This window comes from Thalassotalea sp. SU-HH00458 (genome assembly GCF_040362795.1).
GTDB classification, from domain to species: Bacteria; Pseudomonadota; Gammaproteobacteria; order Enterobacterales; family Alteromonadaceae; genus Thalassotalea_H; species Thalassotalea_H castellviae.
Genome location: NZ_BAABWW010000002.1, coordinates 344,621 through 370,857, shown reverse-complemented (window position 1 = coordinate 370,857; position 26,237 = coordinate 344,621). Strand labels below are relative to the sequence as shown.

General features: G+C 36.8%; 19 protein-coding genes. 8 read left to right on the top strand and 11 right to left on the bottom strand.

Annotation, left to right across the window (positions count from 1 at the left end; all coding sequences use genetic code 11):
- Nucleotides 1-32 precede the first annotated feature (32 nt).
- The 3 genes from ABXH06_RS04555 to ABXH06_RS04545 all read right to left on the bottom strand — a co-directional run bounded on the left by ABXH06_RS04555 (nt 33) and on the right by ABXH06_RS04545 (nt 4,581).
- Nucleotides 33-485, bottom strand: a complete 453-nt coding sequence (locus tag ABXH06_RS04555) for a hypothetical protein (RefSeq protein WP_353517435.1) — start codon at nt 483-485, stop codon at nt 33-35.
- A gap of 164 nt (nt 486-649) precedes the next feature.
- The gene (locus tag ABXH06_RS04550) at nt 650-2,629 is read right to left on the bottom strand and encodes a methyl-accepting chemotaxis protein (RefSeq protein WP_353517434.1); all 1,980 of its coding nucleotides are present in this window, start codon (nt 2,627-2,629) and stop codon (nt 650-652) included.
- A gap of 350 nt (nt 2,630-2,979) precedes the next feature.
- Nucleotides 2,980-4,581, bottom strand: a complete 1,602-nt coding sequence (locus tag ABXH06_RS04545; RefSeq protein ID WP_311579487.1) for an isocitrate lyase — start codon at nt 4,579-4,581, stop codon at nt 2,980-2,982.
- A 332-nt stretch (nt 4,582-4,913) separates the two neighbouring features.
- Here ABXH06_RS04545 and ABXH06_RS04540 point away from each other — a divergent pair, with 332 nt between their 5' ends.
- The 5 genes from ABXH06_RS04540 (at nt 4,914) to ABXH06_RS04520 (ending at nt 10,113) form a co-directional block, all read left to right on the top strand.
- The gene (locus ABXH06_RS04540; protein WP_353517433.1) at nt 4,914-5,858 is read left to right on the top strand and encodes a LysR family transcriptional regulator; all 945 of its coding nucleotides are present in this window, start codon (nt 4,914-4,916) and stop codon (nt 5,856-5,858) included.
- 9 nt (nt 5,859-5,867) lie between these two features.
- Entirely contained in the window at nt 5,868-6,224 is a 357-nt protein-coding gene (locus tag ABXH06_RS04535) for a CidA/LrgA family protein (RefSeq protein ID WP_353517432.1), read from the top strand.
- On the top strand, nt 6,211-6,927 hold the full coding sequence (locus ABXH06_RS04530) for an LrgB family protein (protein WP_353517431.1): 717 nt from the start codon (nt 6,211-6,213) through the stop codon (nt 6,925-6,927). Before ABXH06_RS04535 ends, ABXH06_RS04530 begins: the two co-directional genes overlap by 14 nt.
- A gap of 314 nt (nt 6,928-7,241) precedes the next feature.
- On the top strand, nt 7,242-9,419 hold the full coding sequence (locus ABXH06_RS04525; RefSeq protein WP_311579477.1) for a malate synthase G: 2,178 nt from the start codon (nt 7,242-7,244) through the stop codon (nt 9,417-9,419).
- 277 nt (nt 9,420-9,696) lie between these two features.
- The gene (locus ABXH06_RS04520; protein WP_353517430.1) at nt 9,697-10,113 is read left to right on the top strand and encodes a hypothetical protein; all 417 of its coding nucleotides are present in this window, start codon (nt 9,697-9,699) and stop codon (nt 10,111-10,113) included.
- Nucleotides 10,114-10,214: 101 nt separating this feature from the next.
- Here ABXH06_RS04520 and ABXH06_RS04515 read toward each other — a convergent pair whose 3' ends face one another.
- From ABXH06_RS04515 to ABXH06_RS04505, 3 genes are read right to left on the bottom strand one after another with little or no spacing between them, the layout of a single operon-like run.
- Entirely contained in the window at nt 10,215-11,153 is a 939-nt protein-coding gene (locus ABXH06_RS04515; protein WP_353517429.1) for a hypothetical protein, read from the bottom strand.
- Between the two features lie 5 nt (nt 11,154-11,158).
- Nucleotides 11,159-11,893, bottom strand: a complete 735-nt coding sequence (locus tag ABXH06_RS04510) for a hypothetical protein (protein WP_353517428.1) — start codon at nt 11,891-11,893, stop codon at nt 11,159-11,161.
- Nucleotides 11,886-12,434: an RNA polymerase sigma factor gene (locus tag ABXH06_RS04505; RefSeq protein WP_311579465.1), complete on the bottom strand. Its 549-nt coding sequence runs from the start codon at nt 12,432-12,434 to the stop codon at nt 11,886-11,888. Before ABXH06_RS04505 ends, ABXH06_RS04510 begins: the two co-directional genes overlap by 8 nt.
- A gap of 324 nt (nt 12,435-12,758) precedes the next feature.
- Here ABXH06_RS04505 and ABXH06_RS04500 point away from each other — a divergent pair, with 324 nt between their 5' ends.
- Together ABXH06_RS04500 and ABXH06_RS04495 are read left to right on the top strand one after the other, a co-directional pair.
- Nucleotides 12,759-13,040: a peptidylprolyl isomerase gene (locus ABXH06_RS04500; RefSeq protein WP_353517427.1), complete on the top strand. Its 282-nt coding sequence runs from the start codon at nt 12,759-12,761 to the stop codon at nt 13,038-13,040.
- Between the two features lie 434 nt (nt 13,041-13,474).
- A complete protein-coding gene (locus ABXH06_RS04495; protein ID WP_353517426.1) occupies nt 13,475-16,282 on the top strand; it encodes a bifunctional aconitate hydratase 2/2-methylisocitrate dehydratase in 2,808 nt (935 codons plus the stop codon).
- Between the two features lie 79 nt (nt 16,283-16,361).
- On the opposite strand, the gene ABXH06_RS04490 is transcribed toward ABXH06_RS04495, so the two are convergent.
- The gene (locus ABXH06_RS04490; RefSeq protein WP_311579457.1) at nt 16,362-16,694 is read right to left on the bottom strand and encodes a hypothetical protein; all 333 of its coding nucleotides are present in this window, start codon (nt 16,692-16,694) and stop codon (nt 16,362-16,364) included.
- Between the two features lie 200 nt (nt 16,695-16,894).
- On the opposite strand from ABXH06_RS04490, the gene ABXH06_RS04485 reads away from it, so the two are divergent.
- Complete coding sequence (locus tag ABXH06_RS04485; RefSeq protein ID WP_353517425.1) at nt 16,895-17,980, top strand: OmpA family protein; 1,086 nt, start codon at nt 16,895-16,897, stop codon at nt 17,978-17,980.
- A 74-nt stretch (nt 17,981-18,054) separates the two neighbouring features.
- Here the strand turns inward: ABXH06_RS04485 and ABXH06_RS04480 are convergent, their stop codons facing one another.
- The 4 genes from ABXH06_RS04480 to aceE all read right to left on the bottom strand — a co-directional run bounded on the left by ABXH06_RS04480 (nt 18,055) and on the right by aceE (nt 26,095).
- The gene (locus tag ABXH06_RS04480; protein ID WP_311579452.1) at nt 18,055-20,007 is read right to left on the bottom strand and encodes an alpha/beta hydrolase family protein; all 1,953 of its coding nucleotides are present in this window, start codon (nt 20,005-20,007) and stop codon (nt 18,055-18,057) included.
- Between the two features lie 101 nt (nt 20,008-20,108).
- Nucleotides 20,109-21,539 carry a dihydrolipoyl dehydrogenase gene (lpdA, locus tag ABXH06_RS04475; protein ID WP_311579449.1) on the bottom strand — a complete coding sequence of 477 codons (1,431 nt, stop codon included), beginning with the start codon at nt 21,537-21,539 and terminating at the stop codon, nt 20,109-20,111.
- A gap of 198 nt (nt 21,540-21,737) precedes the next feature.
- Entirely contained in the window at nt 21,738-23,399 is a 1,662-nt protein-coding gene (gene aceF / locus ABXH06_RS04470; RefSeq protein ID WP_311579446.1) for a dihydrolipoyllysine-residue acetyltransferase, read from the bottom strand.
- 20 nt (nt 23,400-23,419) lie between these two features.
- A complete protein-coding gene (gene aceE / locus ABXH06_RS04465) occupies nt 23,420-26,095 on the bottom strand; it encodes a pyruvate dehydrogenase (acetyl-transferring), homodimeric type (protein ID WP_311579443.1) in 2,676 nt (891 codons plus the stop codon).
- Between the last annotated feature and the right edge of the window lie 142 nt (nt 26,096-26,237).

Sequence of the window (26,237 nt, the reverse complement as noted above, 5' to 3'; positions counted from 1 at the left end):
GCCTAAATATCACAGTGCCACACTATCACTGTTTAGTGTTTTTCTAAATACTTACCTACCCATTGCATCGCGTCAGGTATAGTATTAAACACAGTGAAGTCAATGTTAGCTTCACGATAACATGCTTCATATTTATCTTTCATCACGTATTCGCCCTCAACACCTTCTGAAATAACAAATGCCGAAGCTAATGGAGATAAACGATTAGCCTTTAACTCCTTTAAATAATCAGTAAGGCCTAAAATGACTTCGTCTAAAGCCATACATGATTCTTCAAACACTACAATCTCGCACCAATTTATCGCATTGTTTTTTAAATCTTGTAAGGTATTTTGTTCCACTTCTTCTAAAGCTGTTAGTAGCTCTAGATTAAATGGCCCCTTTGAGTGATACACAATAATGTTACTGTTTATCACTTCTAATGAAACTCGCCCATGGGCACTAAATTTCCCATCAGGTATATTTTTTGTCGTCACTTCACTCATATGAAATAATCTAAATAGCGTTTAACGTTTAAGAGTATATCATTCTCGTAATACTCCAAAACGTCACATGCTCATAATTTTTAAATTAATACGTAAACAAGGTTAATAAAATTTACTGATGACTCCCTTTCACTATGTAAGTAAAACTAGTTAAAGGTTAGCAATTAAACTTTAAAGGTTTTCGCAATATCTTGTAAGGTTGTGGCTAGTAACGCCTGCTCTTTGGCTGTTGCAGCAATTTGAGCAGCACCTGTTGTCGTTTCTGTTGACTTTTCTTCAATTGAAACAACATTTTGCGCGACATCTTCAGTCACCACCGATTGCTCTTCTATCGCCGTCGCCACTTGTTCTGTCATAGTGAAAATATGACTAACCGCTTCGGAAATTCCCTCTAAGGTATGTTCAACATTTTTAGAGTTTTCAACCGCATCAGCTGCTTTTTGCTGACTGTGTTCGATAACATTAAAGGCGGCATTTGCGTCTGATTGTAGTGAAGTGATGAAACCTTCAATTTCAGCAGTTGATTGTTGAGTACGTTGGGCAAGGGTTCTTACTTCGTCCGCAACAACGGCAAAACCTCGTCCTTGCTCGCCAGCCCTTGCCGCTTCAATAGCAGCATTTAATGCCAGTAAATTCGTTTGTTCAGCAACAGATTTTATGACATCAACCACGTTAGTTATATTTTTACTACTCTCATGTAAACTGGTGATCTGTTTCGCTAAACCGTCAATTTCAAGCGCTAGATCTTCAATAGAGTGATACGACTGTTGCACAACCGCCAAGCCACTTTGTGCTTGGGAATCTGCATCTCGCGCGGAATCAGCCGTTAGTTGAGTATTACTTGCCACCTCTTTTACTGACGCGGATAATTCTTCTACCGCAGTGGCGATAAGTCCAATTCTTTCTTGCTGATCTAACATAGATGCAGAGTTATATTCACAAGTTTGTGACGTTTCTTCGGCAGCAGAGGCTAAGGTTAAACTTGATGTAGATATTTCATTAATTGCCCCAGAAAATGTACTTAAGGTTAAGTTTAACCCTGAAGCAATTCGTCCTAACTCGCTGTCACTTTCACCGTCAACTCGTGCCGTTAAATCATTATCAACTCTCACTTTCGTCATGACCTGCGTTAAAGCGCTAACTCTTGACGATAAGTCTTTAATAGTAAAAAAACTGATAATTGCGGCAAAAGTAATTAATAAAAAGCTGAATAATATATTGATAATTAAAGTATTAAAGGCATCTGTTTTTTTCATTTTTTTCATGGTTAACAAGCGGTTTGTTAACCCTTCTTCTACTTGTTTAAGTTGACCAATACGCTGGGTTGACTGTTTAAACCAATAGAGTGCATCGATAGAAAAATTGCTTTGTGTTTTCTTCGCAACCTCTCTTATTCTATCCACTTCAGACACGGAAGAATGTGCTAACTTTTGCTCGTACAGTGCAATCTCTTCTGCGTTTGAAAAAGCAATAAAATTAGCAAAGTAAGTATCTTGTTGGGTCACTAAAGCAATAAATTTAACAAACATTCCTGGTAAAAATTCATCCTTTGCAAAAGTGTTACTCAATACTGCTCTTTCTATACCCGCTCTTTCTTTACCTTGTAAAAAATTATAATAGGCTGTGATTGATTTTGTCACATCGGCATCGGAACTCGACTCAGCAATTAAACTAGCCACTTTTAATAACTTTGCATTTAAACCAGTATAAAAGCCAATCGCATCGCCAACAGCTATATTTAAACTACTTACCTGTTGTCTGATCCGATTCAGTTGATTTAATTCGGTTTGAATGTGTTGATTTAACTGAATCACCCCAGCTTGCTCAAACTCATTCTTATTGAGAAATTGTTGAGTAATAGCATGTTTATTATCAGTTTCAATGCGCTGGCTTTTTATCTCTGAAGTGAATTTCGATCCATTTGAGCCAAGAAAACCTGCCGTCATGCCCCGCTCTTTCTGTAACTCATGGACCAATTTACTGTAGGTTACTGATAACTCAGTTAATTGTGAAAGTTGTGCCATTTCCTTGTTCACATAATAACTTTGTGAAATTGAAGAAATACTTAACCAAACAAAACCAATTAACGGTAAAGCAAGTAATAATAGAATTTTATTTTTAAAAGAAACATCTGAAAGCGCCATGATTCATCCCTAAATGAAGAATAATTGTTGTATACAAAATTAAACAAGCTGGTAAATATGAAAGGTGGGTAGATAAATTAACATCCACATAATTAACATAGCATCTATGATATTTTTTGTATTTGATTTAACGCGATTTTTCAGATTCTTTTATACATAAATACAATAAAAAATTATTAAAACGGTAAAGTTTTTTGATGGTTAAGTCTCATGTATTGAAAAGCCATGATAATAAAAAAGTCGATTGAATTTATATTCAATCGACTTTAAAGAGAACAAGTGACCATTAAAAAGAACAAAGTTCTTTATCAAAAAAGGTGTATTTCCTTTTTATTTTGGTTAATTTTCAATTAAGCAATATTGGCAAATTGATTCATTGTATTGTCTTTACCGCCAGCTTTTAAAGCTGCTTCGCCAGCAAAGTAACCTTTATGATCATCTCCCATATCTGAGCCCGCCATGTTTTGATGTTTAACACATGCAATCCCTTGACGTATCTCTTTACGCTGAACACCTGCCACATAACCTAACATGCCTTGGTCACCAAAATACTCTTTGGCTAAATTATCGGTTGATAATGCTGCAGTATGATAAGTAGGTAAGGTAATTAAATGATGGAAAATTCCTGCATCTTTAGCTGCATCCGCTTGGAAAGTACGAATTTTTTCATCGGCGGTTTTCGCTAATTCTGTATTATCATACTCTTCACTCATTAAACGGTCACGATCGTAAGAAGACACATCTTTTCCTGCTTCTGCCATGGCATCAAATACTTGCTGACGGAAGTTTAACGTCCAGTTAAATGAAGGTGAATTGTTATAAACGAGTTTAGCATTCGGCACTACTTTTTTAATTTCGTCAATCATGCCGCCAATTTGACCAATATGAGGCTTCTCTGTTTCGATCCAAATTAAATCAGCACCGTTTTGTAAAGAAGTGATACTGTCAAGAATACAACGTGCTTCACCGGTTCCTTTTTTAAATTGGAATAAGTTACTTGGTAAACGTTTAGGACGAACTAACTTACCATTTTGCTTAATAACTACATCGCCATTTCCTAACTCACTTTCAGAGACTTCATCACAATCTAAAAAGCTATTATATTGATCACCTAAGTCACCTGGCTCTTTAGTAACAGCGATTTGCTTGGTTAATCCGGCTCCTAAAGAATCAGTACGAGCTACAATAACACCATCATCAATACCAAGCTCCATAAAGGCATAACGTACAGCATTAATTTTTGCTAAAAAGTCAGCATGAGGCACCGTTACTTTACCGTCTTGATGACCACATTGTTTTTCGTCAGACACTTGGTTTTCAATTTGAATACAACAAGCGCCCGCTTCAATCATTTGTTTGGCCATCAAATATGTTGCTTCTGCGTTACCAAAACCGGCATCAATATCAGCAATAATTGGCACAACATGTGTTACATAACCATCAATTTTACTTTGCACTTCCGCTTCTTTTACTTGATCACCCGCTTCTTTAGCGGCATCTAATTCTCTAAATAAACCGCCTAATTCACGAGCATCTGCTTGACGTAAAAAGGTATATAATTCTTCAATAAGTGACGCAACCGATGTTTTTTCATGCATTGATTGATCAGGTAATGGACCAAACTCAGAACGTAATGCGGCGACCATCCAACCGGAAAGATATAAATAGCGACGATCAGTATTTTCAAAATGCTTCTTAATAGAAATCATTTTTTGTTGACCAATAAAACCGTGCCAGCAACCAAGTGATTGCGTGTATTTACTCGAATCTTTATCATAGGCGTCCATATCTTTACGCATGATTGCCGCAGTATACTTTGCAATGTCTAAACCGGTTTTAAATTGATTCTGTAAACGCATACGCGCTACTGATTCAGCGTCAATGGCTTGCCAGTTATTTTGTGAATTAATTTGGTTTTCTATTGTTGCTATTTCTTCGCGATAATTAGTCATTTCATTTCTCCCGGCACTTCAGTGCGCTATCAATAAGCTTTCCAGTTTTTGTAATTCGATTGGTAAGTTGTCATACCGAACAACAAAAAGGTTAATCGATCTAAACAACATTAATGAAATATATATTTCCTATCGCCAGTATTCACAACATAAATAGTGAGGTTAACAATGCTAATTTAATGCTTTTAATTCAATAAGTAATAAACACAATTAGTATTTAAAAAAATTTAATTTACCTCAATTAGTCCCCTCTAGTACTAATTTCTACTTGCAAACGTCAGCCAACAATGACATATACTAAATTTATGATTTTTATGAAGAGCATTTAGTACATGAATATATCTAAGATCGATTTAAACCTCTTGATTTATTTGGATGTTTTATTAAGAGAAAAAAATGTTACCCGTGCAGCTAGCCAACTGAATATTACTCAACCGGCCATGAGTAATGGCTTAAAACGTTTAAGAACGCTTTTTAATGATCCTATTTTGGTTAGAACGTCAGATGGCATGGTTCCTACCGAACGTGCGCGTGCTTTATCACCTATCATCAGAAAAATTCTATTAGAGTTAGAAGAAGCCCTGCAAGGCGAAGAAGAATTTAATGAACAACACAGTCAACGTGTCTTTAGAATCATGGCCAGTGATTACGCGGCATCAACGCTTCTACCTGGCTTATTAAGAAAAATAAATCAGGTAGCCCCAAATGTGATCATCGATATTATGACGCCAAGTGATGTTAATTTTCATGACGTAGAGGCGGGAAAAATTGATATGGCCATTAATCGTTTTGATGATTTACCCCAGTCTTTTCATCAGAAAACAATTTGGCGCGATACTTTTGCTTGCTTACTCAGTGCTGATAATGAAGTAGTAACTAAGTTTAACCTTAATAGTTACTTAGCGTCTAAACATGTGTGGGTGTCTAAAACTGGTTTTGGCATTGGCGTTGGTATGGATCCCAAAGATATTCAAAAACTTGGTTGGGTAGATGAAGCCTTAGCACGCTTAGGTAAAAAACGTGATATTAAAGTTTTTACGCGTAATTACCATGTTGCGATGAAGCTTGCCCACGAAGACGGGTTAGTAGCCACGTTACCCACCAAAGCCGCCATGTTGCATAAAGATGATGTAAATTACACTATTTTAAAGCCTCCTTTTGAGATCCCAGATATCGAATTAAAAATGATTTGGAGCCCTTTATTACATCACGATGCTAGTCATATCTGGTTCAGACAGTTAGTGATAGAAGCGGCTAAAGAACATGAAAATAGTTAGCGCCTACTTATGCTGAACTCTATTTATACAATATTATGCATTTCAATTTGTCTAATAATTGGTTATTTCCTTAATCATCTTTTAGGCGGTTTACCGGCCAGTTTATATGGCATGGTAGTTTTTACTTTATTGCTACATTTTCGTGTCTGTGAAGCCAGTCGAGTTAAAGCATCAATTGCCTGGGGCATTAAAAATATGGGGGTATGCTTTGTCCCGGCAGGGGTAGGTATTATCAACCATTATCAATTAATAAAAACTCATGGTTTGATGCTAGTCACCATTACTTTTATCGGCACCTTGATGGTATTAACTTTCGTTGGATTGTTATTTCAACACCTTGAAAATAAAGGCAATGCAGTTGATTAATTTATCATTACTCACTGATGTACTTCTATATAGTGGCCTTACATTAGCGGTGTATCACAGCTTTGTTCGACTGCAACAGAAAACCGGAAAAATATGGCTAAACCCCATGTTGTTATGTATATTTGTGCTTATTTTCATGATCACTTCCTTTGAAATAGATTTTCAACAATATCGCCAATCCACCAGTATTTTGAGTAATTTATTAGAACCTGCTGTAATTGCCCTTGGTTTTCCACTTTATCAACACTTAAATTCGATGAAGTCACAATGGAAACAAATAGTCAGTTTTTTAACCATATCAATCAGTTTATTACTCTCTATAAGCTATATATTGACCATGCTATTGATAAAATCACCGTCAATCGCCGTGTCATTATCATTCAAATCTATAACTACACCTGTAGGTATAGCTTTAACAGAACAGCTCAATGGCAACTCGGCGATCACCGCATTTGCAATAATTTTAGCCGGGCTTTTTGGCGCTATTTTTGGCATAAAATGGTTAACATTTATCAAGGTATCTTCTCCAAAAGCACAAGGATTAGCGATAGGAACGGCAAGTCACGCTCTAGGTACAGCAACCGTTAGTCAATTAAGTTATCAACATGCCGCTTATAGTTCGTTAGCGTTAATTATTTCAGCAACAATCACAGCTATCGTTTCTCCTTCATTGATCCATCAGCTTGATTTATTGTTGTTCTAATTTATCCCTTTCTTAAAACTCATATTCATATGAAAAACCGTTAAAACCATCAATATTCACAAAATCAATAGTAGATATTGAAAATGACAATACAATGCTCAATGAAGCACAAAAAATAAAAACACCAAAGATAAACACATATTTTACAATAAGTTATACACACTTTAAAAAATCACTTACTTGGAAATACTCATTATAATTTTTTTTGACTAGTTAGAGCTATTGCTTGTTTGCCAGAAAATTTTTACATTCATCGCTAGAAACTGTAACGAATAATGAAAACTTTCCAATTCAAATCATTAAAGGAATTATTTATGTCTCAAAGAAAAAACATAGCCAATTTACAAGTAGCACAATGCCTTTATGATTTTATTGAGCAAGACGTACTGGTTGGTTTATCTATTGATTCTAATAACTTTTGGCACAATTTTGCCAAGATTATAGAAAACTTAATGCCGGTAAATAAAAAATTGCTTACCACACGAGATACATTGCAATTACAAATTGATCAATGGCATCAGTCACATCAAGGGCCAGCATTTAATTTTTCAGAATATAAAGCCTTCCTTTCTGAAATTGGTTACTTAGTACCTCAGGTAGAAGATTTTCACATCTCAACAGAAAATGTTGATAAAGAATTAGCAACCATGGCAGGACCACAATTAGTCGTACCTATAATGAATGCAAGGTTTGCACTCAATGCCGTGAACGCGCGTTGGGGAAGTTTATATGATGCTTTATATGGTACAGACATCATTTCAGAAGACGATGGTGCAGAGCGACAAGGCAATTATAATCCGGTTCGCGGCACTAAAGTGATTGCTTTCGCACGCGACTTTCTTGACACACATTTACCATTACAATCTGGCTCACATCATCAAGCTAAACATTATGGTTTAAAGAATAACACGTTAACCATTACCTTAGATAATGGTGATGAAACTCTCCTACAATCAGCTCAACAATACCTAGCTTTTCAAGGAGAAGCCAGTGATCCTTCATGCCTGTTATTTATGAATAACGGCCTGCATTTTGAAATAAATTTCAATAAAGAAAGTGTTATTGGCCAAAGTGATAAAGCAAGAATCAGTGATATTACTTTAGAATCTGCGTTAACCACCATTATGGATTGTGAAGACTCAGTTGCAGCGGTTGATGCCGAAGATAAAGTACTTGCCTACAAAAACTGGCTAGGTTTAAACAAAGGTGAGTTAACTGAAAACATCTCTAAAAACGGTCAAAGTTTTATTCGTGCCATGGCGCCAGATCGTTACTACAAAACAACTGACGGCAACGAGCTGAAGTTAAAAGGTCGAAGCTTAATGTTTATTCGAAACGTTGGCCATTTAATGACGAATAATGCCATTTTAACATCAACTGGCGAAGAAGTACCTGAAGGTATTCTAGACGCGATGATCACTTCATTAATCGCCCTTTACGATATTCAAGAAAAAACTCAATTAAGCAATAGTGCCGAACAATCAATCTATATTGTTAAACCTAAAATGCACGGCCCTGAAGAAGTTGCCTTTGCAAACTTACTATTTGAACAAGTTGAACAAGCTTTATCTTTAGCCAAAAACACCATAAAAATTGGCATTATGGATGAAGAAAGACGTACCAGTGTGAATTTAAAAGCTTGTATATTTGCCGCAAAAGAAAGAGTGGTATTTATTAATACAGGCTTTTTAGATAGAACAGGAGATGAAATACATACGTCTATGTCTGCCGGTGCTATGGAACGTAAAGCCGACATAAAGCTAACACCTTGGATCAATGCATACGAAGATAATAATGTTGATGTAGGTTTAGCCTGCGGTTTTAGTGGCAAAGCCCAAATAGGTAAAGGTATGTGGCCAATACCAGATCAAATGGCAAATATGTTAGCGACGAAAATTAATCATGTTGAAGCTGGTGCAAATACTGCTTGGGTTCCTTCACCGACAGCAGCAACGCTTCATGCACTGCATTACCATCGGGTTAATGTATTTGATTTACAGAAAAAGATTCAAAAACGTACACCTGCCAATGTCGATGATATTTTAACTATACCTTTAGCCAAAGATACCCACTGGTCTACTAGTGAAATTCAACATGAACTAGATAATAACTCCCAAGGCATTCTAGGTTATGTTGTACGATGGATAGACCAAGGTGTTGGTTGTTCAAAAGTGCCAGATATAAACGATGTTGGTTTAATGGAAGATAGAGCAACACTTCGGATCTCAAGTCAACATATGGCTAATTGGTTAAAACATAATATATGTAGCAAAGAAATGGTCTTGGCGAGCCTTAGCAAAATGGCAAAAATCGTTGATGAACAAAATAGTACAGATCCTCTATATACTAAGATGTCTGACGATTTAGACAACAGCATTGCTTTTCAAGCAGCCTGTGACTTAGTTTTTAAAGGTGAAATTCAACCTAACGGCTACACAGAGCCTCTGTTACATCAATTTAGACTAAAGAAAAAGCAAAGCAATTCGATATAACAGCTGACCAACTGACTTTCAAAATGTAAAAAACGGATTTTTTACATTTTGTGATGTCAAAGTAAATCTATAATTAACACTCTATAAACATATCAATCCACGCTTTTTAGCTGAAGAAAGACATCGTTATAAGCATTTAATCCCATAAAACTGACCTCTTATCCCATAAAAATAGCAATAGCATCAATTTGCATTTACAGTTAAAATGCAACTACTGTTGTTTCATATGTTAAATAAATGTAGCAATAGATAGTGAAACTTGGGCGAGGATGGAACAATGATATCACTGGGGAAAACTCTACTGATAACTGGCGTATTTACGCTTGCATGTACTGTTGCCAATGCAACAAACCATAAAATAACTACGGTGAACGAGAAAATTATTCAACAAGACGATTTACTCATGTTTGTGGTAAACGTAGAAAACAACGCTAAAAAATCAGTAGAAATTGCAACAAAAAAAATAGCGTATACTCATAAAAACTTTATTTTACCGAGTATTTCATCGAAAAAAGTCACCTATAAAAGCTGTCAGTCAAAGAAGAAAAACGAACTTTACGAACTTTCTGCCATATTTAACGATAAGTTACAGATGTTTTTATCGTATATTGATAATGCTAAAGACTATCCCATCGCCGAAAAAAAAGATTCAACGGATGATTTAAATATCAACAATAACGTTCGAATTTATTAACACTGTTAATTTTTATGTCGCCTAGATTCACAAAATCGAATACTAAAAAAGCCGTTCAATGAACGGCTTTTTACTTCAGATTCTTAAATTAACCTGTTGATTTAAAATTGATATCCTTTGCCCTTTTCTAGCAATTTTGCCACGTTGATCTTATCCGCAGCACAATCACTTATGTCTTGTTTACTAAATACATAAATTTTATCTTTATAACGACGAGCTTCTTTATCACCCGCTGATTTAATAATCAAACTGACGTTTTCATTTTTTGGTACAGCCCTTAAACCATTCCCGTATAAACAAAAAGTATCGACTAAAGAAGCGGTTAATCCTTGATAATATTTAACACGTTCTTGCTCTTGCGCTAATTTCTTTTCCTTTTGTTTTTTGCTTAAAGCATTGGATTTTTCAGTCAACTTCAAACGCTCTTTCTCGATTTCTTTTTCCATTGCTTTTAGCGTTTTCACTTTTTCGGCTAACTCTTCTTTAGAATTTTCATCAGCTCGACGCATCTGATATTCCAAGTCACGCTTTTCACGTTCAAGATCTCTTACTTGATAAGCTAAATCACGTTGCTGATCTCGTAATTCTCGGGAAAGCTCTCTATCGTTATTTAGTGAATCAATGGCACGTTCATAACTTTCTGCCGCTATTTCCATGGCATTTGAAACCTGTTCACTGATATTTTCTTGAAACTCTTCGTCATGTGACATTTCAACTATCACGGAATTCGCAATTTCAGCCGTAGGTGGTAATGGCGCTACCGGCGGTAGATCAGGCATGACAAAATCAAATTTATAGTTGCCCCAGTTATTTGAACGTGAGCTTGAGTTTATGGTAAAAACAACGCCCTGGCCTTTCAAATAAGTACTTTCTACACTGTTTATTTTCGAACTTTTCCGTCCTTCTTGAACTGCAACTGATGAGGTAATAATCTTGCTCATAATATTGAGTTGTTTGTGCATAGTGTCAAATTCACTAGCAATTACATTGCCAGAAAAAGCTAGAACTAACGCGGAAACTAAGGGTGTTAATTTTTTCATAATGATCATTCCTCTGTTGTCCAGTCTGCAGGTGTCGACTGCAAACCTAAATTTGGTAAATTTCTATCTAAACGCTTATCTAATTGAGTTGTGCGATAGTTAATCGTTTGCTCTAACTCTTTAAATTTCATTTTTTGCTGAAATTGCTCGTCAGCACGTTGCTCGTTTATATATTTAATAAAATCAGACAGATCTTCTTTACGTTCCTGACGCGATGCGCCAATAACATAACTGGCCAATTGTAAATTACTCTCTTGCTGCTTTACCTTGATATCCGCAGCATAATTCGCAAGAATCACTTGTTGTTCGCTGGCAAATGCCTGCAATTTTTGATCAACAAGTTGAGCAATTCTTTCATCCTGACTCGCTTGATGACTTGCTTGGTAATTGTCGGCAAAGCTCAACATCACACCTTCCGGTTTTACAATTAATTCTACTTTTAATAACACTAACGCTATGGCAAAACACGAAAAAGCAAATGACATGGCAGGTAAAGCACTCCATTGCCACCAAGGCTTTTTATCAGACGTAAATGTTGAGCCTCTGTCCCAATGAGGCACATTGTGTTCATTCGCAATATCAACATAATGCGCAAGCTTATTAACGGTGGCCATTCTGTCATGCCATTGGCTATCTTGCTCGAACTCTACATCATCGATTTGCTTATTTTTATCGCTCGTTTTTCTGGCTAACCACTGAGCAAAATTTTGTTCAAGGTCGGTATCTTTATTTTCAGACATAATCCAACTCCAAATGATCTTTTAATTTATCTAGCGCGCTATAAAGTCGCGATTTAGCGGTATTTATCGAAATTCCTAACTGATATGAAATATCTTCAAATGTTGCATGTTGAAAAAACTTTAACTCAACCACTATTTTTTGATTAAAAGGTAAATGTTGTAACGCTTTTTGAATATCTTGCGCTTGTTGTCCAGATGAAAAGTTAAACTCTGGGCATGTACTATCATCTACCTCTTCTTGTTCCGGTGTATCGTCAAGAGATTGCATCGGTTTTTTCCGGCGATAAAATTCAATACAGCGGTAATGAGCAATTTTAAAGAGCCAACCTTTAAATGGACTGTCGCCACGAAAAGATGACAAATTACGAAAGACTGCGACAAACACATCTTGCATCAGATCCATCGCATCTTCTCTATTACTGACCATTCGCAAGGTGTAATTAAATAAATGCTTTTCATAACGCTTAACCAGCGTTATCCATGCTGACTTTTTCCCGTTAAGCGCTTGCTTTACTAGCGTTTCATCGCTTCGTTCAAACACGCAATGTCCTATTGTTTTTGTTAAATAACTTGTTCGTTATTATTAAAGTAGAGTACGAAGTGAAAATAGTTTGAAAATATTTACATTAATTTTTAAATATTTTAATGATTAAAAGTGTGAATACATTTTATTTAGATATCAAGTAATTAAAAAACACGTGATTAGTCAACTGACTAAATCCCGATAATGTTCATAAATAACAATTAATTAGTACAAAAAATCAACAAACAAACTAAAGAATAAATTATAATGAAAAACCAGTATTCCTTACGTGAATAATACGATATTGTTAGCCGATATTTTAGTTCAAATTAAAGGTGAATAATGGTAACAGCATCAGCCCGACACATTCTTGTCGATACAGAAGAACAATGTCTAGCATTAAAAAGTGAGATAGAATCAGGTAGCGATTTTGCTGAAGTTGCCAAAGAGCATTCTAACTGTCCATCAAAAATGCAAGGCGGAGCACTAGGTTCATTTGGAAAAGGACAAATGGTGCAAGAATTTGAAGAGGTGGTATTTAACGCTGAACTCAATAAAGTACAAGGACCCGTTAAAACCCAATTTGGTTATCATTTAGTCGAAGTAACGAAAAGAACTGATTAATTTTTATCGGTACTTTTTATTATCTTCATAAAACCACTGTTATCAGTGGTTTTTTATGACCAATAAAAAGTTGATGGTATCTTGCTTCAAACCCTTTATATATTCTTACGTTAAAGCCACTTTCAAACAGTCACGTTTAAAGTAAAAACATCTTGATGATTTTTTGTACGATTTATTTGATCCCAGACAATTTTCATCAATACTAAAGAGTTAATAATGACAAAGTAACTGATAAAAATTACTGCTTTTTATTCTTATTTTAAAGTCAAGAGTATATAAATTGCATGACTATATTTTGTTATTGATATAAATATCGTGAATAGCGTGTATTAAAGCAAATGATTTATGTCAGATAGGAAATAAGGTAAACTAGGGAGATAAATTATCCCCTCGTTAAATTTACATTAGCATATCAATCCTAAAGAGAGTATTAAATGAGTCTTTATTTGGAATACATCAAAGAAATTGAAAATCGTAAAAATGAGCTAGGCCTAGCTCCTAAACCAATTGATAGCGCAGATTTATTATCAGAAATTATCACGCAAATTAAAGATAAAGAAAATCAGTATCGCCAAGATTCACTGAACTTCTTTATTTACAACACATTACCAGGCACAACCAGTGCTGCTGGTGTCAAAGCAAAATTCCTAAAAGAGATCATCTTAGGTCAAGAATCAGTAGCCGAAATCACGCCTGAGTTCGCATTTGAATTACTTTCACATATGAAAGGCGGTCCTTCAATTGAAGTACTACTTGATCTTGCCTTAAGCGATAACCCTACGGTTGCAAACCCAGCTGCTGACGTGTTAAAAACTCAAGTATTCTTATACGACGCTGACATGGCGCGTATCGAAGCAGCTTTCAAAGCAGGCAACCTTGTTGCTAAAGCACTTTTAGAAAGCTTTGCTCAAGCAGAGTTTTTCACTAAATTACCTGATATTGAAGAGAAAATTGATGTAGTAACATACATTGCTGGTGAAGGTGACATCTCAACTGATTTACTTTCTCCTGGTCATCAAGCCCACTCTCGAGCTGATCGTGAATTGCATGGTAAATGTATGATCACTCCAGAAGCTCAAGAAGAAATTCAAGCGTTACAAGCCAAGCACCCAAATGCAAAAGTCATGCTTATTGCTGAAAAAGGTACTATGGGTGTAGGTTCATCACGTATGTCTGGTGTCAATAACGTTGCACTTTGGGCGGGTAAGCAAGCAAGTCCGTATGTGCCTTTTATTAACATCGCACCGGTTGTTGCTGGTACTAACGGTATTGCTCCAATTTTCTTAACTACCGTTGATGTCACGGGCGGTATTGGTCTTGACCTTAAAAATTGGGTGAAGAAAGTAGACGCGAACGGTAATACGGTTACAGATGAAAATGGCGACCCAGTATTAGAAGAAGCATATTCAGTTGCCACAGGCACTGTGCTTACGATCGATACAAAAGCGAAAAAATTATATAACGGCGATAAAGAATTAGTCGATGTTTCTTCAGCATTCACTCCGCAAAAAGTGGAATTCATGAAAGCTGGTGGCTCTTACGCGGTTACTTTTGGTAAAAAATTACAAACCTTTGCTGCTGAAACATTAGGAATTGAAGCCCCTCAAGTATATGCACCTTCGAAAGAAATATCACATGAAGGACAAGGCTTAACGGCTGTTGAAAAAATATTTAACCGAAATGCTGTGGGAGTTGCTTCAGAAACACCTCTACATTCAGGTTCAAACGTGCGTGTTAAGGTAAATATCGTTGGCTCTCAAGATACAACTGGCCCTATGACTTGTCAGGAATTAGAAGCAATGGCTGCTTCGACTATTTCTCCATTAGTAGACGGTGCTTATCAATCTGGTTGTCATACCGCTTCAGTGTGGGATAGCAAAGCACAAGCGAATATCCCTAAGTTAATGAGCTTTATGAATGCATTTGGTTTAATCACAGCTCGTGATCCAAAAGGCGAATACCATGCAATGACTGACGTTATTCATAAGGTATTAAATGATATTACCATTGATGATCGCGCTATTATTATTGGTGGTGATTCTCATACTCGTATGTCTAAAGGTGTTGCCTTTGGTGCTGACTCGGGTACGGTTGCTATCGCGCTTGCCACCGGTGAGTCTGCAATGCCTATCCCAGAATCTGTAAAAGTTACTTTTAAAGGTGATATGAAAGGTCATATGGATTTCCGTGACGTTGTTCATGCAACACAAGCACAAATGCTTAAGCAGTTCGGCGGAGAAAACGTATTCCAAGGTCGTATCATCGAAGTTCATATTGGCACTTTATTAGCTGACCAAGCATTTACTTTCACAGACTGGACAGCAGAAATGAAAGCGAAAGCTTCAATCTGTATTTCTAACGATGAAACGTTAATTAAGTCTATTGAACTTGCAAAAAGTCGTATTCAAATCATGATCAATAAAGGTATGGATAACGAAGCGGGCATGTTGAAAGGACTTATTAAATTAGCTGATGAGCGTATCGCTGGCATTCAGTCTGGTGAGCAACCGGCATTATCACCGGATGATAATGCTAAATACTACGCAGAAGTATTAGTCGATTTAGATGCTATCGATGAGCCGATGATCGCCGATCCTGATGTAAACAACGAAGATGTATCAAAGCGTTATACCCACGATGTGATTCGCCCTGTTTCATTCTATAATGGCAAGCCTGTTGATTTAGGTTTTGTGGGCTCTTGTATGGTTCACAAAGGTGATATGCAAATTATCGCTCAAATGTTACGTAATCTTGAGAAACAAAATGGTGCGATTGAATTTAAAGCACCATTAGTGGTTGCTCCACCAACATATAATATTGTTGACGAGTTAAAAGCTGAAGGTGACTGGGATATTTTAGAGAAATACGCAGGTTTTGTATTTGATGATGCTAAACCTAAAGGCGAAGCACGTACTAAATATGACAACATTCTTTATCTAGAACGCCCAGGTTGTAACTTATGTATGGGTAACCAAGAAAAAGCTGAACCAGGTGATACCGTTATTGCTACGTCTACACGCTTGTTCCAAGGTCGAGTCGTGGCAGATACTACCGAGAAAAAAGGTGAATCTTTACTAGGCTCTACACCGCTTGTAGTACTATCATCGGTATTAGGTCGTTTCCCGACAATGGATGAGTACCTCGCCGCTGTTGAAGGTATTAATTTGACACGTTTTGCTCCGCCAACACAAGCAATGAGCACTAAGTACGTTGCTCAAGCGGTACCAATTAAAGTAGTTTAATCCTCTTATCTAAGGTTTACACTACAAAAACAATAAAGGGTTACTTCTTGGAAATATTTAGAAGTAACCCTTTTTTTTGCTATTTTTTAGGGCACTCTATTATTGCCTTTAAATCCGGTTGTATGTAACTTTTCGCCACTTGTTTATCATAAAAACCTTCCACACCTTCTAAGAGCTCAAGTTTAAAACCGTACACCTGACACACCTCTAAAGCATGACGTAGTAAAAAAGAGGAAAGCTGAGTAAATCGAGTATTTTTTTTGCGATGAATCACGACTTGGTAAACATTTTCTGATAATTGTTGTTGATTAAACTGTAAATCATGATCAAAATCCCAGTTATTTGAATCATTTTTTACCAAAGTACAAGACGAAATTTGTAAACATAAAATTATCACAAATATTCTCTTCATTTTTCTCTCCTCAACTAATCTCAGTTTTCATAACTTCCTTCATTGAATATAACACATTGCTTAATATCTACTGCTTTTTCGGTAATTTAACAGCTATTTATCGGCAATTTGGAAATATTTATATCACTTGCTATAAAGAATAAAGTAAAATACACCATAATTATTTACTTCATTTTGACGACGAAAAAGGAATATATTTAATGCGTCTATTTAATGCTTCAAGGCTTTGCCAAGCCATATGTTTTGCAACCTTATCTTTCACCGCTTCAGCAAGCGAACAGCCTGATGCTGATTCATTAGTAGGGAACACTTACCTAGGTGGACATTTAACGTACTTCAAAACTGACCTAGACCGTTTATTCACTTCGGACAGTAAGTCAGCTATTGATGGCGCTGCGGGATTTGGTGGTGAATTCGGTTACCGTATCACCCCTTTTTATGAAGCACGTTTATCATTATCAAAATTAAACATAGATACCGGTCATAAAGGTTTCGATGTACCGTCAGGCACGAGTACCGCCTTTGATTTATTATATTTCCCTAAAAAAGCAAATTTTTACTTTGTTGCCGGTGCTGACTTTTTAGACATCAATCATTCTAATCTATCTGCTGATTTAGGTATGGGCTATCGTCATTACTTAAGTGAGAACACCGCACTTTATATTGAAGGAAAAAGTCATTACCAATTCGATGATCACTATGTTGATTACTCTTCTAAAATTGGTTTTGTTTATTATTTTGGTACGAAACCCGCACCTATTAAACACGCTAAAAAAGTAGCTGCTCAGCCAACTAACAAGGCAGTTTCTGCTCCAAAAGATTCAGATGCCGATGGTGTATTTGACGCAAACGATCAATGTTCAAATACTCCAATGACTGACAAAGTTGATGCTAACGGTTGTACTATTTTTACAGAGCAACAAGAAACCATTAACTTAATTGTTAACTTTGCTAACAATAAGAGTGATGTTGATGAGCAGTATTTATCTGAAATTGCTAGAGTTGCTGAGTTTATGAAGCAATATTCTCATGTTGATTTAACGATCAATGGTCACACCTCTGCTGTTGGTGAAGCGGCTTACAACCAGCAACTTTCTGAAAAACGTGCTCAAGCAATCGTTGATGTATTAGTGAATAACTTTGCTATAGAACAAAGCCGATTAACGGCAATTGGTCACGGTGAAGCACAATTAGTGAATGAAGCTAACACGCCAGCGGCTCATGCTCAAAACAGACGTATTCAAGCAAAAGTACAAACGACTAAGAAAGTTGCGATAAAAAGATAATTCAAGCTCACTTTCTAAGACATTAAAAAGCCAGCGTTATGCTGGCTTTTATTTTCAGGATTTAATTTATTTATTTATTTATTTAATAAATGTTTTGATAAAAAGGCATCTAACTCACCAAAAGCTTTTAATCTATTTTCAGACTCGTCTAAGTAATGAGTTCCATGCTTAAATTCAACATATTTTACCTTTAACCCTGCTGACTTAGCTTTCTCATAAAATTCTTTTGATTGATTTAATCTAACTTGCGTATCGTGCGTTCCATGCAACAATAAAATGGGGGCTTTAATTTTATTTAAATGATATATAGCTGAGTTTTCTTTTAAAGTATTTGCAATTTCATCATTGGTGGGGTCTCCAATAGTGTTAACTATATGAGCTCTAATTCTACCTTCCCATTTATAATCTTTCTCAGCAAGCTCTAATAAATCACTTACCCCTGCAATGCTAATAATACATTTATATTTATCAGGTTGTTGAAAAGCAGCAGTCAATGCCGCATAACCGCCATAACTATAACCCGCGAAACATGAATTATCTTCATCAACTAAATTTTTAGTTTGCAACCAATGTATACCATCATAGAGATCTTCTTGCATTTTCTGTCCCCACTCATGATAGCCAGAAGTCTGGAAATCAGAGCCAAACCCTCCGGACCCCCTATAATTGACTTGTAAAACGGCAAACCCTTTATTAGTAAAAAATTGCACATAAGGATCAAAGTATTGGTAATCTCGAATACCTATAGGACCACCATGCGGCCAAATTATTAATGGCGGTTTAGTTGCCATATTCTTAATTGGCATAGTCAAATAACCACTTAATGGAACACCGTCACGAGCGTCAAAATTTATCGGTATAACATTAGCAAGAGGTTGATTTTCAAGATATGGAAACTGGCTGAACCATAAGCCACCTTTTTTATTTGCGAGATCTAACCAAAAAAACTTGCTCGGACTATTATCTTTTGCAGCGAAAATAAGCAATTTAGTATCATCTTTGTTTTTACTGTATATATTGGTATAAAAGCCTTTGAACGTATTATTTACAATTTTTGCTAATTGGTTATTTTTTTCAGAGAAATAATGATCTTGACGAAAGTGCTCAAAATACGTGACACCAATAATTTCATCACGACCAGTATTATAAATGACATTATTTACGTCGTATTTTTCATGACCATAAATTAACTTAGTATATTCTCCACTAACAATATCGTATTCCCATAATGACGTGCGTCGAGTTTTATGATCCGTTAAAACGATCAATTTATTACCTTCTACAGCAATGGGTATAAAAGTTTCTCCTTCAAAAGCTTTTTGTTTATGTAACAACTGCCACTCATCTTTCTCATTGTTTCGATGCCAAATCGTTCGAATTTCAGGATCTTCTTTCATCGCTCCATAACCGAAGGTTACTGTATCGTTTTCATTAACTACCCAGTTGAAAACGTTATACCTATTCGCAAATAATTTAGTAAACTTACCATCATATACATTTACTTTATAAACAACTTGGGCCTCATCTCTAACATCATACATTTGAAGTAAAACATGCTCTTTATCATCTTTTAGTAATGACACTAAATGAATATCAGCCATCGCTCTTTTTTCCCAAGGAGCAAGCTCTTTAACAACTTTTGTTTTCAATTCACGTATTTCTTTACCGTCTATTCCAACAGAAAAAATACGGTTCATTCTAAAATATCTGTTAACTATTTTTTCAGAGTAGCTTGCTGAAATAAGTAGCCTATTATTATTCGCCCAATAAATATCTTCTATTCTATCTTCAGACTTTCTCAATTGGACTAAAGTAGTGATTTCAGTTGAAGCAAACTCACTTAACACAACTTTAGGACCATCTTCAGAATTAAAGACAGACGCAATAAGCTGACCATTGGGTGAGACAGTAGGTGATTCGAGCATAGGTAAATGGCCGAATTCTTTATAAGTAAGGGGGGGATTTTTTGCAAACGTAACGGCTGACATCAACGCCATCACTACGATTAGGTATGTGATAAGTTTCATATTCTTCCATGAATAATTTATATGTATAAATATATTAAAGTTAATAAAAATAAAAAGCCAGCGTTATGCTGGCTTTTATTTTTATATTGATAAAGTACGTATTACTTTTTCTTTTTAACGGCTTTAGCGTTAGGTAAATCAGTAATTGAACCTTCAAAAATTTCTGCCGCTAAACCAATAGATTCGTTTAACGTTGGGTGAGCATGAATAGTTAAACCCACATCTTCAGCGTCAGCACCCATTTCAACTGCTAAACAAATTTCACCTAGCATTTCACCAGCATTGATACCAACGATAGCACCACCAAGAACTCGGCCAGTTTCTTTTTCGAAGATCATTTTCGTTTTACCTTCGGTACGCGCTGAAGCAATAGCACGACCAGAAGCAGCCCATGGGAAGTTAGCAACTTCAATATTTAAACCTTGCTCTTTCGCTTCACGCTCAGTCACACCAACCCAAGCCATTTCAGGATCAGTATAAGCAATTGAAGGGATACAACGTGGATCAAATACGTGTTTCTTACCCGCAATAACTTCAGCAGCAACATGTGCTTCGTGTACCGCTTTATGTGCAAGCATAGGTTGACCTACCACATCGCCAATCGCAAAAATATTGTTTACATTTGTACGTAATTCGTTAGAAACGTTAATAAAACCACGCTCGTCAACATTCACGCCTGCTTTGTCAGCAGCCACTAAATGACCATTTGGCTTACGACCAACCGCTACTAAAATTTTGTCATAACGCACTTGTTTTTCAGGCGCATTCTTGCCTTCAAATGTTACGTATAAACCATCATCTTTCGCTTCAACTGCAACCACTTTAGTAGACAACATGATGTTGAATTTTTTCTTATTAAAATTAGTATAAATTTTAACGATATCTTTATCAGCAGCTGGTACTAATTGATCCGCAAATTCTACCACAGATACATTAGAACCTAAGGCGTTATAAACTGTACCCATTTCTAAACCAATGATACCGCCACCAAGTACTAACATTTCACCCGGTACGTCTTCTAACTCTAATGCACCCGTTGAATCAATAACACGAGGATCATCATTTGGAATAAATGGTAAATCGATAACTGATGAACCACAGGCGATAATCGCATTATCAAATGTGATTGTAGTCTTGCCGTCTTCACCTTCAACTTCAACCGTTTTATCTGAAGTGAATTTACCATAACCTGTTACTGTTTTAACTTTACGCGCTTTAGACATACCGCCTAAGCCACCCGTTAATTGACCAATAACGTCTTCTTTCCAGCTACGAATTTTATCAAGATCAATTTTAGGTTGACCAAAGGTAACCCCATGAGACGCCATTGCCGCTGCATCATCAATTACTTTAGCTACGTGAAGTAATGCTTTTGAAGGAATACAACCAACATTTAAACAAACACCACCTAACGTAGCGCGGCTTTCAACTAATACGACATCTAAACCTAAATCAGCGGCACGGAATGCTGCTGAATAACCACCTGGACCTGCACCTAAAACGACTACTTGAGTTTTAATTTCGTTACTCATGCTAACCTCAATTAACTTGTTGTTTTGTCACTCACCACTTTATTACAACGTTAAGCAGCAAATATAAATTTTTATGATTTTTCTGGGCGGAATTTTACTTAAACTCGCACCAAATCGCTATCTTTTATCGTACCTTCTTTGACCAAAGTAGTAAAAAGTGAGAAAGATTGTCTCATTCTCACTTTTTTATCACTACTTTTACAAAATTAATTTACGAATATCGCTCATCACACCTGCTAAATGTACCGTAAATCGTGCTGCTAACGCGCCATCAATTACACGATGATCGTATGACATAGATAAAGGTAACATTAGTTTAGGCTCAAATTCTTTACCATTCCATTTAGGTTTCATCTCAGATTTAGAAACACCTAAAATAGCCACTTCAGGAGCATTAACGATTGGTGTAAACGCGGTACCACCAATTCCACCAAGACTTGAAATAGTAAAACAGCCACCTTGCATGTCAGCCGCTTTTAATTTTCCTTCACGTGCTTTGATACTAATTTCAAGTAATTCACGAGATAATTCATGAATGCCTTTTTTATCAACATCACGCACTACAGGAACAACCAAGCCATTCGGTGTATCAACCGCTACACCAATGTGAATATACTTTTTCAAAATCAAGCTTTCGCCGTCTTCACTCAAACTTGAGTTAAACGTAGGGAAAGTTTTCAGTGCATCTGCCGCTGCTTTTAATATAAAGACTAGCGGCGTAATTTTAAAACCAAGCTTTTGCTTTTCACAAACTACATTTTGCTCTTTTCTGAATGCTTCAACATTAGTAATGTCAGCTTCATCAAATTGCGTTACATGTGGAATAGTCACCCAGTTTTTATGTAAAAATGGCCCAGATATCTTTTGAATACGTGATAATTCTTTCGTTTCAATTTCACCAAACTTAGAAAAATCAACAGGTTTACTCGCCACTACTTGTAAACCACCACTGCCACCCGATACTGAGTTAGAAGCACTCGCTTTAGGACGAGACAATTCATATTTAACATACGATTGAACGTCTTCTTTTAAGATACGGTTTTTATTACCTGTCCCCTTCACTAACGTTAAATCAACACCAAATTCACGTGCTAATCGACGAATAGAAGGAGAAGTATAAATTGCGCCTGAAGATTTCACCCCTGATTGAGGATGATGAGGTACTGGCGCGGCTTTCTTTTCCACCGGCGCGGTAACTTCAGCTTTTGGTGCTTGTGCAGCAGGTGCTGGCGCCGCTGGTTGTTCAATTGCTGCAGGAGCTCCACTGTTAGTCTCTAATTTAATCACTAACGAGCCTTGCTTAACTTTATCGCCAGTAGCTACTAACACTTCTTTAACAATACCTGCATGTGAAGAAGGTACATCCATGGTTGCTTTGTCAGTTTCCAAGGTGATTAAACCGTCTTCTTCTGCAATTTCATCACCCACAGCAATCAAGACATCAATGACATCTACTTCGCCATCTTCACCAATATCTGGCACTACAACATCAATCACTTCACTACCGCCAGCAGCAACAGGTGCTTCGGCTGGCGCTTCAGCAGCTGGTGCTGGTTCAGCAGGCGTTTCTACTGCAGGAGCCGGCTCTGGTTCAGCTGCCGGCGCTTCTTGTGATGAACCGCCAGAAACTTTCATTTCACCAATTAAGTCGCCTTCTTTGATTTTATCGCCAACGGCAACATTTAACGCAGTGAGTTCTCCGGCAACGGGTGCCGGAATATCCATAGAGGCTTTATCGGTTTCAACGGTAACAATACCTTCATCAGCTTCTAAGGTGTCGCCAACCGCAAAACAAATTTCAATAACTTCAACTTCGTCACCACCAACATCTGGGACTAGTATTTGTTGAATATCAGACATAATTATTCTCCTAGTCCTTATTAAGCGTAAAGTGGGTTAAGTTTGTTAGTATCAATATTAAAGCGTTTGATCGCTTCAGTAACCACCGAATACTTAATGTCACCACGGTTGGCTAATTCAAATAATGACGCTACCACAATATAAGCCGCATTAACTTCAAAATGACGACGTAAGTTAGCACGGCTATCGCTTCGACCAAAACCGTCAGTTCCTAAACAACGATATTCAGTATCAATAAATGCTCTAACTTGATCAGAATAAGACTTCACATAATCAGTTGCAGCAATAGCAGGACCATTTTCTTTAGTGATAACGGTACTGATATAAGGTACTTTTTGCTCTGCTTCAGGGTTAAGCATGTTTTGACGAGTCACTTCTTGCCCGTCACGCGCTAATTCGTTAAATGAAGTAACAGAATAAACGTCACTTGAGATATTGTAATCAGCACTTAAAATCTGAGCAGCTTCTCGCACTTGTAATAAAATAGTACCTGAGCCCATTAACTGAACGTTCGCAACAGATTTTTTAGATGCAACAGTTTCAAGCTTATAAATACCTTTAATGATTTCATCCGCAACATTGCTATCTTCAGGGAAAGCAGGATGTTGGTAATTTTCATTCATTAACGTTAAGTAGTAGAAAATATTTTCATTGTTTTCATACATACGACGTAAACCGTCGCGCACAATAACCGCCACTTCATAACCATATGTTGGATCGTAGGTAACACAGTTTGGAATTAATCCCGCTTGCACATGTGAGTGGCCATCTTGATGTTGTAAACCTTCGCCATTTAGCGTAGTACGACCTGCCGTTGCCCCTAATAAGAAACCACGTGCTTGCGAATCACCTGCCGCCCAAGCTAAGTCACCAACACGTTGAAAACCAAACATTGAGTAATAAATATAAAATGGAATCGTTGTCGCGTTACAAGTTGAATATGAAGTACCAGATGCAACCCAAGACGCCATCGCTCCTAATTCGTTAATCCCTTCTTGTAATACCTGACCTTTTTTATCTTCTCGATAATAAGCAACTTGGTCGGCATCTTGAGGAATATATTTTTGACCTTCATTCGCATAAATACCTACTTGGCGGAATAAACCTTCCATACCAAAAGTACGCGCTTCATCAGGAATAATTGGCACAATACGCTTACCAATTTTCTTATCTTTTAATAAGCTGTTTAATACACGAACAAAAGTCATCGTCGATGAAACTTCACGCTCACCTGAACCTTTTAAAATCGCATCAAAAGATTTAAGCGGTGGAATTTCTAACGTTTCTTCCGCTTGTTGACGACGTGCAGGTAATGAACCACCTAATGCTTCACGACGCTCTTTCATGTATTTGTATTCAACACTATCTTCTGGAAATTTGTAATAAGGTAAATCGCCAATATCTTCATCAGCAATTGGAATATTAAAACGATCACGGAAATATTTAATTGACTCAACGTCCATTTTCTTTACGTTATGCGCAATATTTAAACCTTCGCCGGCAGTACCTAAACCAAAACCTTTAACCGTTTTAGCAAGAATAACCGTTGGGCGACCTTTAGTTTTCATGGCTTTATCATATGCAGCATAAACTTTAACAGGATCATGACCACCACGGTTTAAACGCCAGATGTCTTCATCAGACATGTTTGCAACCATTTCAGCCGTTTCAGGATACTTATTGAAGAAGTTCTCGCGAGTATATTTACCACCTTTCGCTTTACAGTTTTGGTACTCACCATCCACGGTTTCATTCATCAACTGCAATAACTTACCTGAAGTATCGCGAGCTAATAAAGCATCCCAGTATGAACCCCAAATAACTTTCGTAACTTCCCAGCCTGCACCACGGAACGTGCCTTCAAGTTCTTGAATAATTTTACCGTTACCACGAACAGGTCCATCAAGGCGTTGTAAGTTACAGTTAATAACAAACGTTAAGTTATCTAAACCTTCGCGCGACGCTAAACCAATCGCACCTAATGATTCTGGCTCATCTGTTTCACCGTCACCAAGGAAAGCGTAAACACGTTGGCCAGAACAATCTTTAATACCACGATCCGTTAAATACTTTAAGAAACGCGCAGTATAAATAGCTTGTAATGGACCTAAGCCCATAGAAACAGTTGGAAACTGCCAATAGTCTGGCATTAAATGTGGGTGAGGATATGAAGAAAGACCACCACCATCTACTTCTTGACGGAAGTTATTTAATTGTTCTTCAGTTAATGCACCTTCAAGGAAAGAACGTGCATAAATCCCTGGAGAAATATGGCCTTGAGCAAAAATAAAATCGCCACCATCTTCTGGTGAAGCGGCCTTAAAGAAGTGGTTAAAACCTACATCATAAAGCATCGCAGATGATGCAAAAGAACCAATATGACCACCTAATTCCAGATCTTTTTTTGACGCTCTAAGTACTAATACTAATGCATTCCAACGAATAGCCGCACGAATACGCGCTTCGATCGTTTGATCGCCTGGCATATGTGGTTCTTGCCCTGGAGGGATAGTGTTCACATACGCAGTCGTTGCGTCAAAAGGTAAATGTGTACCGCTACGACGAGCATGGTCAATTAGTTTTTCTAATAAAAAATGTGCGCGTTCTGGACCTTCATTTTCTAAAACCGATTCCATTGATTCTAACCACTCTTGGGTTTCTAATGAATCAATATCAATGTTTGGGAATTCAGACATAATTACTTAGTCTCCATTCTTTCGTTAGTTAAGGTAAATAAGGTGTAGATTAAAAAGTGCTAAAAATTCGAACATAACTTTAGTCTCTTTAATCTACCTATTTCTTGTTAGGTTCTTAGAAAACAAATAAAAACCAATTTCT

Excerpts from the sequence above, each read along its gene's own strand:
- ABXH06_RS04555 (WP_353517435.1), bottom strand. The coding sequence starts at position 485 with ATGAGTGAAGTGACGACAAAAAATATACCTGATGGGAAATTTAGTGCC.
- ABXH06_RS04550 (WP_353517434.1), bottom strand. The coding sequence starts at position 2,629 with ATGGCGCTTTCAGATGTTTCTTTTAAAAATAAAATTCTATTATTACTT.
- ABXH06_RS04545 (WP_311579487.1), bottom strand. The coding sequence starts at position 4,581 with ATGACTAATTATCGCGAAGAAATAGCAACAATAGAAAACCAAATTAAT.
- ABXH06_RS04540 (WP_353517433.1), top strand. The coding sequence starts at position 4,914 with ATGAATATATCTAAGATCGATTTAAACCTCTTGATTTATTTGGATGTT.
- ABXH06_RS04535 (WP_353517432.1), top strand. The coding sequence starts at position 5,868 with ATGCTGAACTCTATTTATACAATATTATGCATTTCAATTTGTCTAATA.
- ABXH06_RS04530 (WP_353517431.1), top strand. The coding sequence starts at position 6,211 with ATGCAGTTGATTAATTTATCATTACTCACTGATGTACTTCTATATAGT.
- ABXH06_RS04525 (WP_311579477.1), top strand. The coding sequence starts at position 7,242 with ATGTCTCAAAGAAAAAACATAGCCAATTTACAAGTAGCACAATGCCTT.
- ABXH06_RS04520 (WP_353517430.1), top strand. The coding sequence starts at position 9,697 with ATGATATCACTGGGGAAAACTCTACTGATAACTGGCGTATTTACGCTT.
- ABXH06_RS04515 (WP_353517429.1), bottom strand. The coding sequence starts at position 11,153 with ATGAAAAAATTAACACCCTTAGTTTCCGCGTTAGTTCTAGCTTTTTCT.
- ABXH06_RS04510 (WP_353517428.1), bottom strand. The coding sequence starts at position 11,893 with ATGTCTGAAAATAAAGATACCGACCTTGAACAAAATTTTGCTCAGTGG.
- ABXH06_RS04500 (WP_353517427.1), top strand. The coding sequence starts at position 12,759 with ATGGTAACAGCATCAGCCCGACACATTCTTGTCGATACAGAAGAACAA.
- ABXH06_RS04495 (WP_353517426.1), top strand. The coding sequence starts at position 13,475 with ATGAGTCTTTATTTGGAATACATCAAAGAAATTGAAAATCGTAAAAAT.
- ABXH06_RS04490 (WP_311579457.1), bottom strand. The coding sequence starts at position 16,694 with ATGAAGAGAATATTTGTGATAATTTTATGTTTACAAATTTCGTCTTGT.
- ABXH06_RS04485 (WP_353517425.1), top strand. The coding sequence starts at position 16,895 with ATGCGTCTATTTAATGCTTCAAGGCTTTGCCAAGCCATATGTTTTGCA.
- ABXH06_RS04480 (WP_311579452.1), bottom strand. The coding sequence starts at position 20,007 with ATGAAACTTATCACATACCTAATCGTAGTGATGGCGTTGATGTCAGCC.
- lpdA (WP_311579449.1), bottom strand. The coding sequence starts at position 21,539 with ATGAGTAACGAAATTAAAACTCAAGTAGTCGTTTTAGGTGCAGGTCCA.
- aceF (WP_311579446.1), bottom strand. The coding sequence starts at position 23,399 with ATGTCTGATATTCAACAAATACTAGTCCCAGATGTTGGTGGTGACGAA.
- aceE (WP_311579443.1), bottom strand. The coding sequence starts at position 26,095 with ATGTCTGAATTCCCAAACATTGATATTGATTCATTAGAAACCCAAGAG.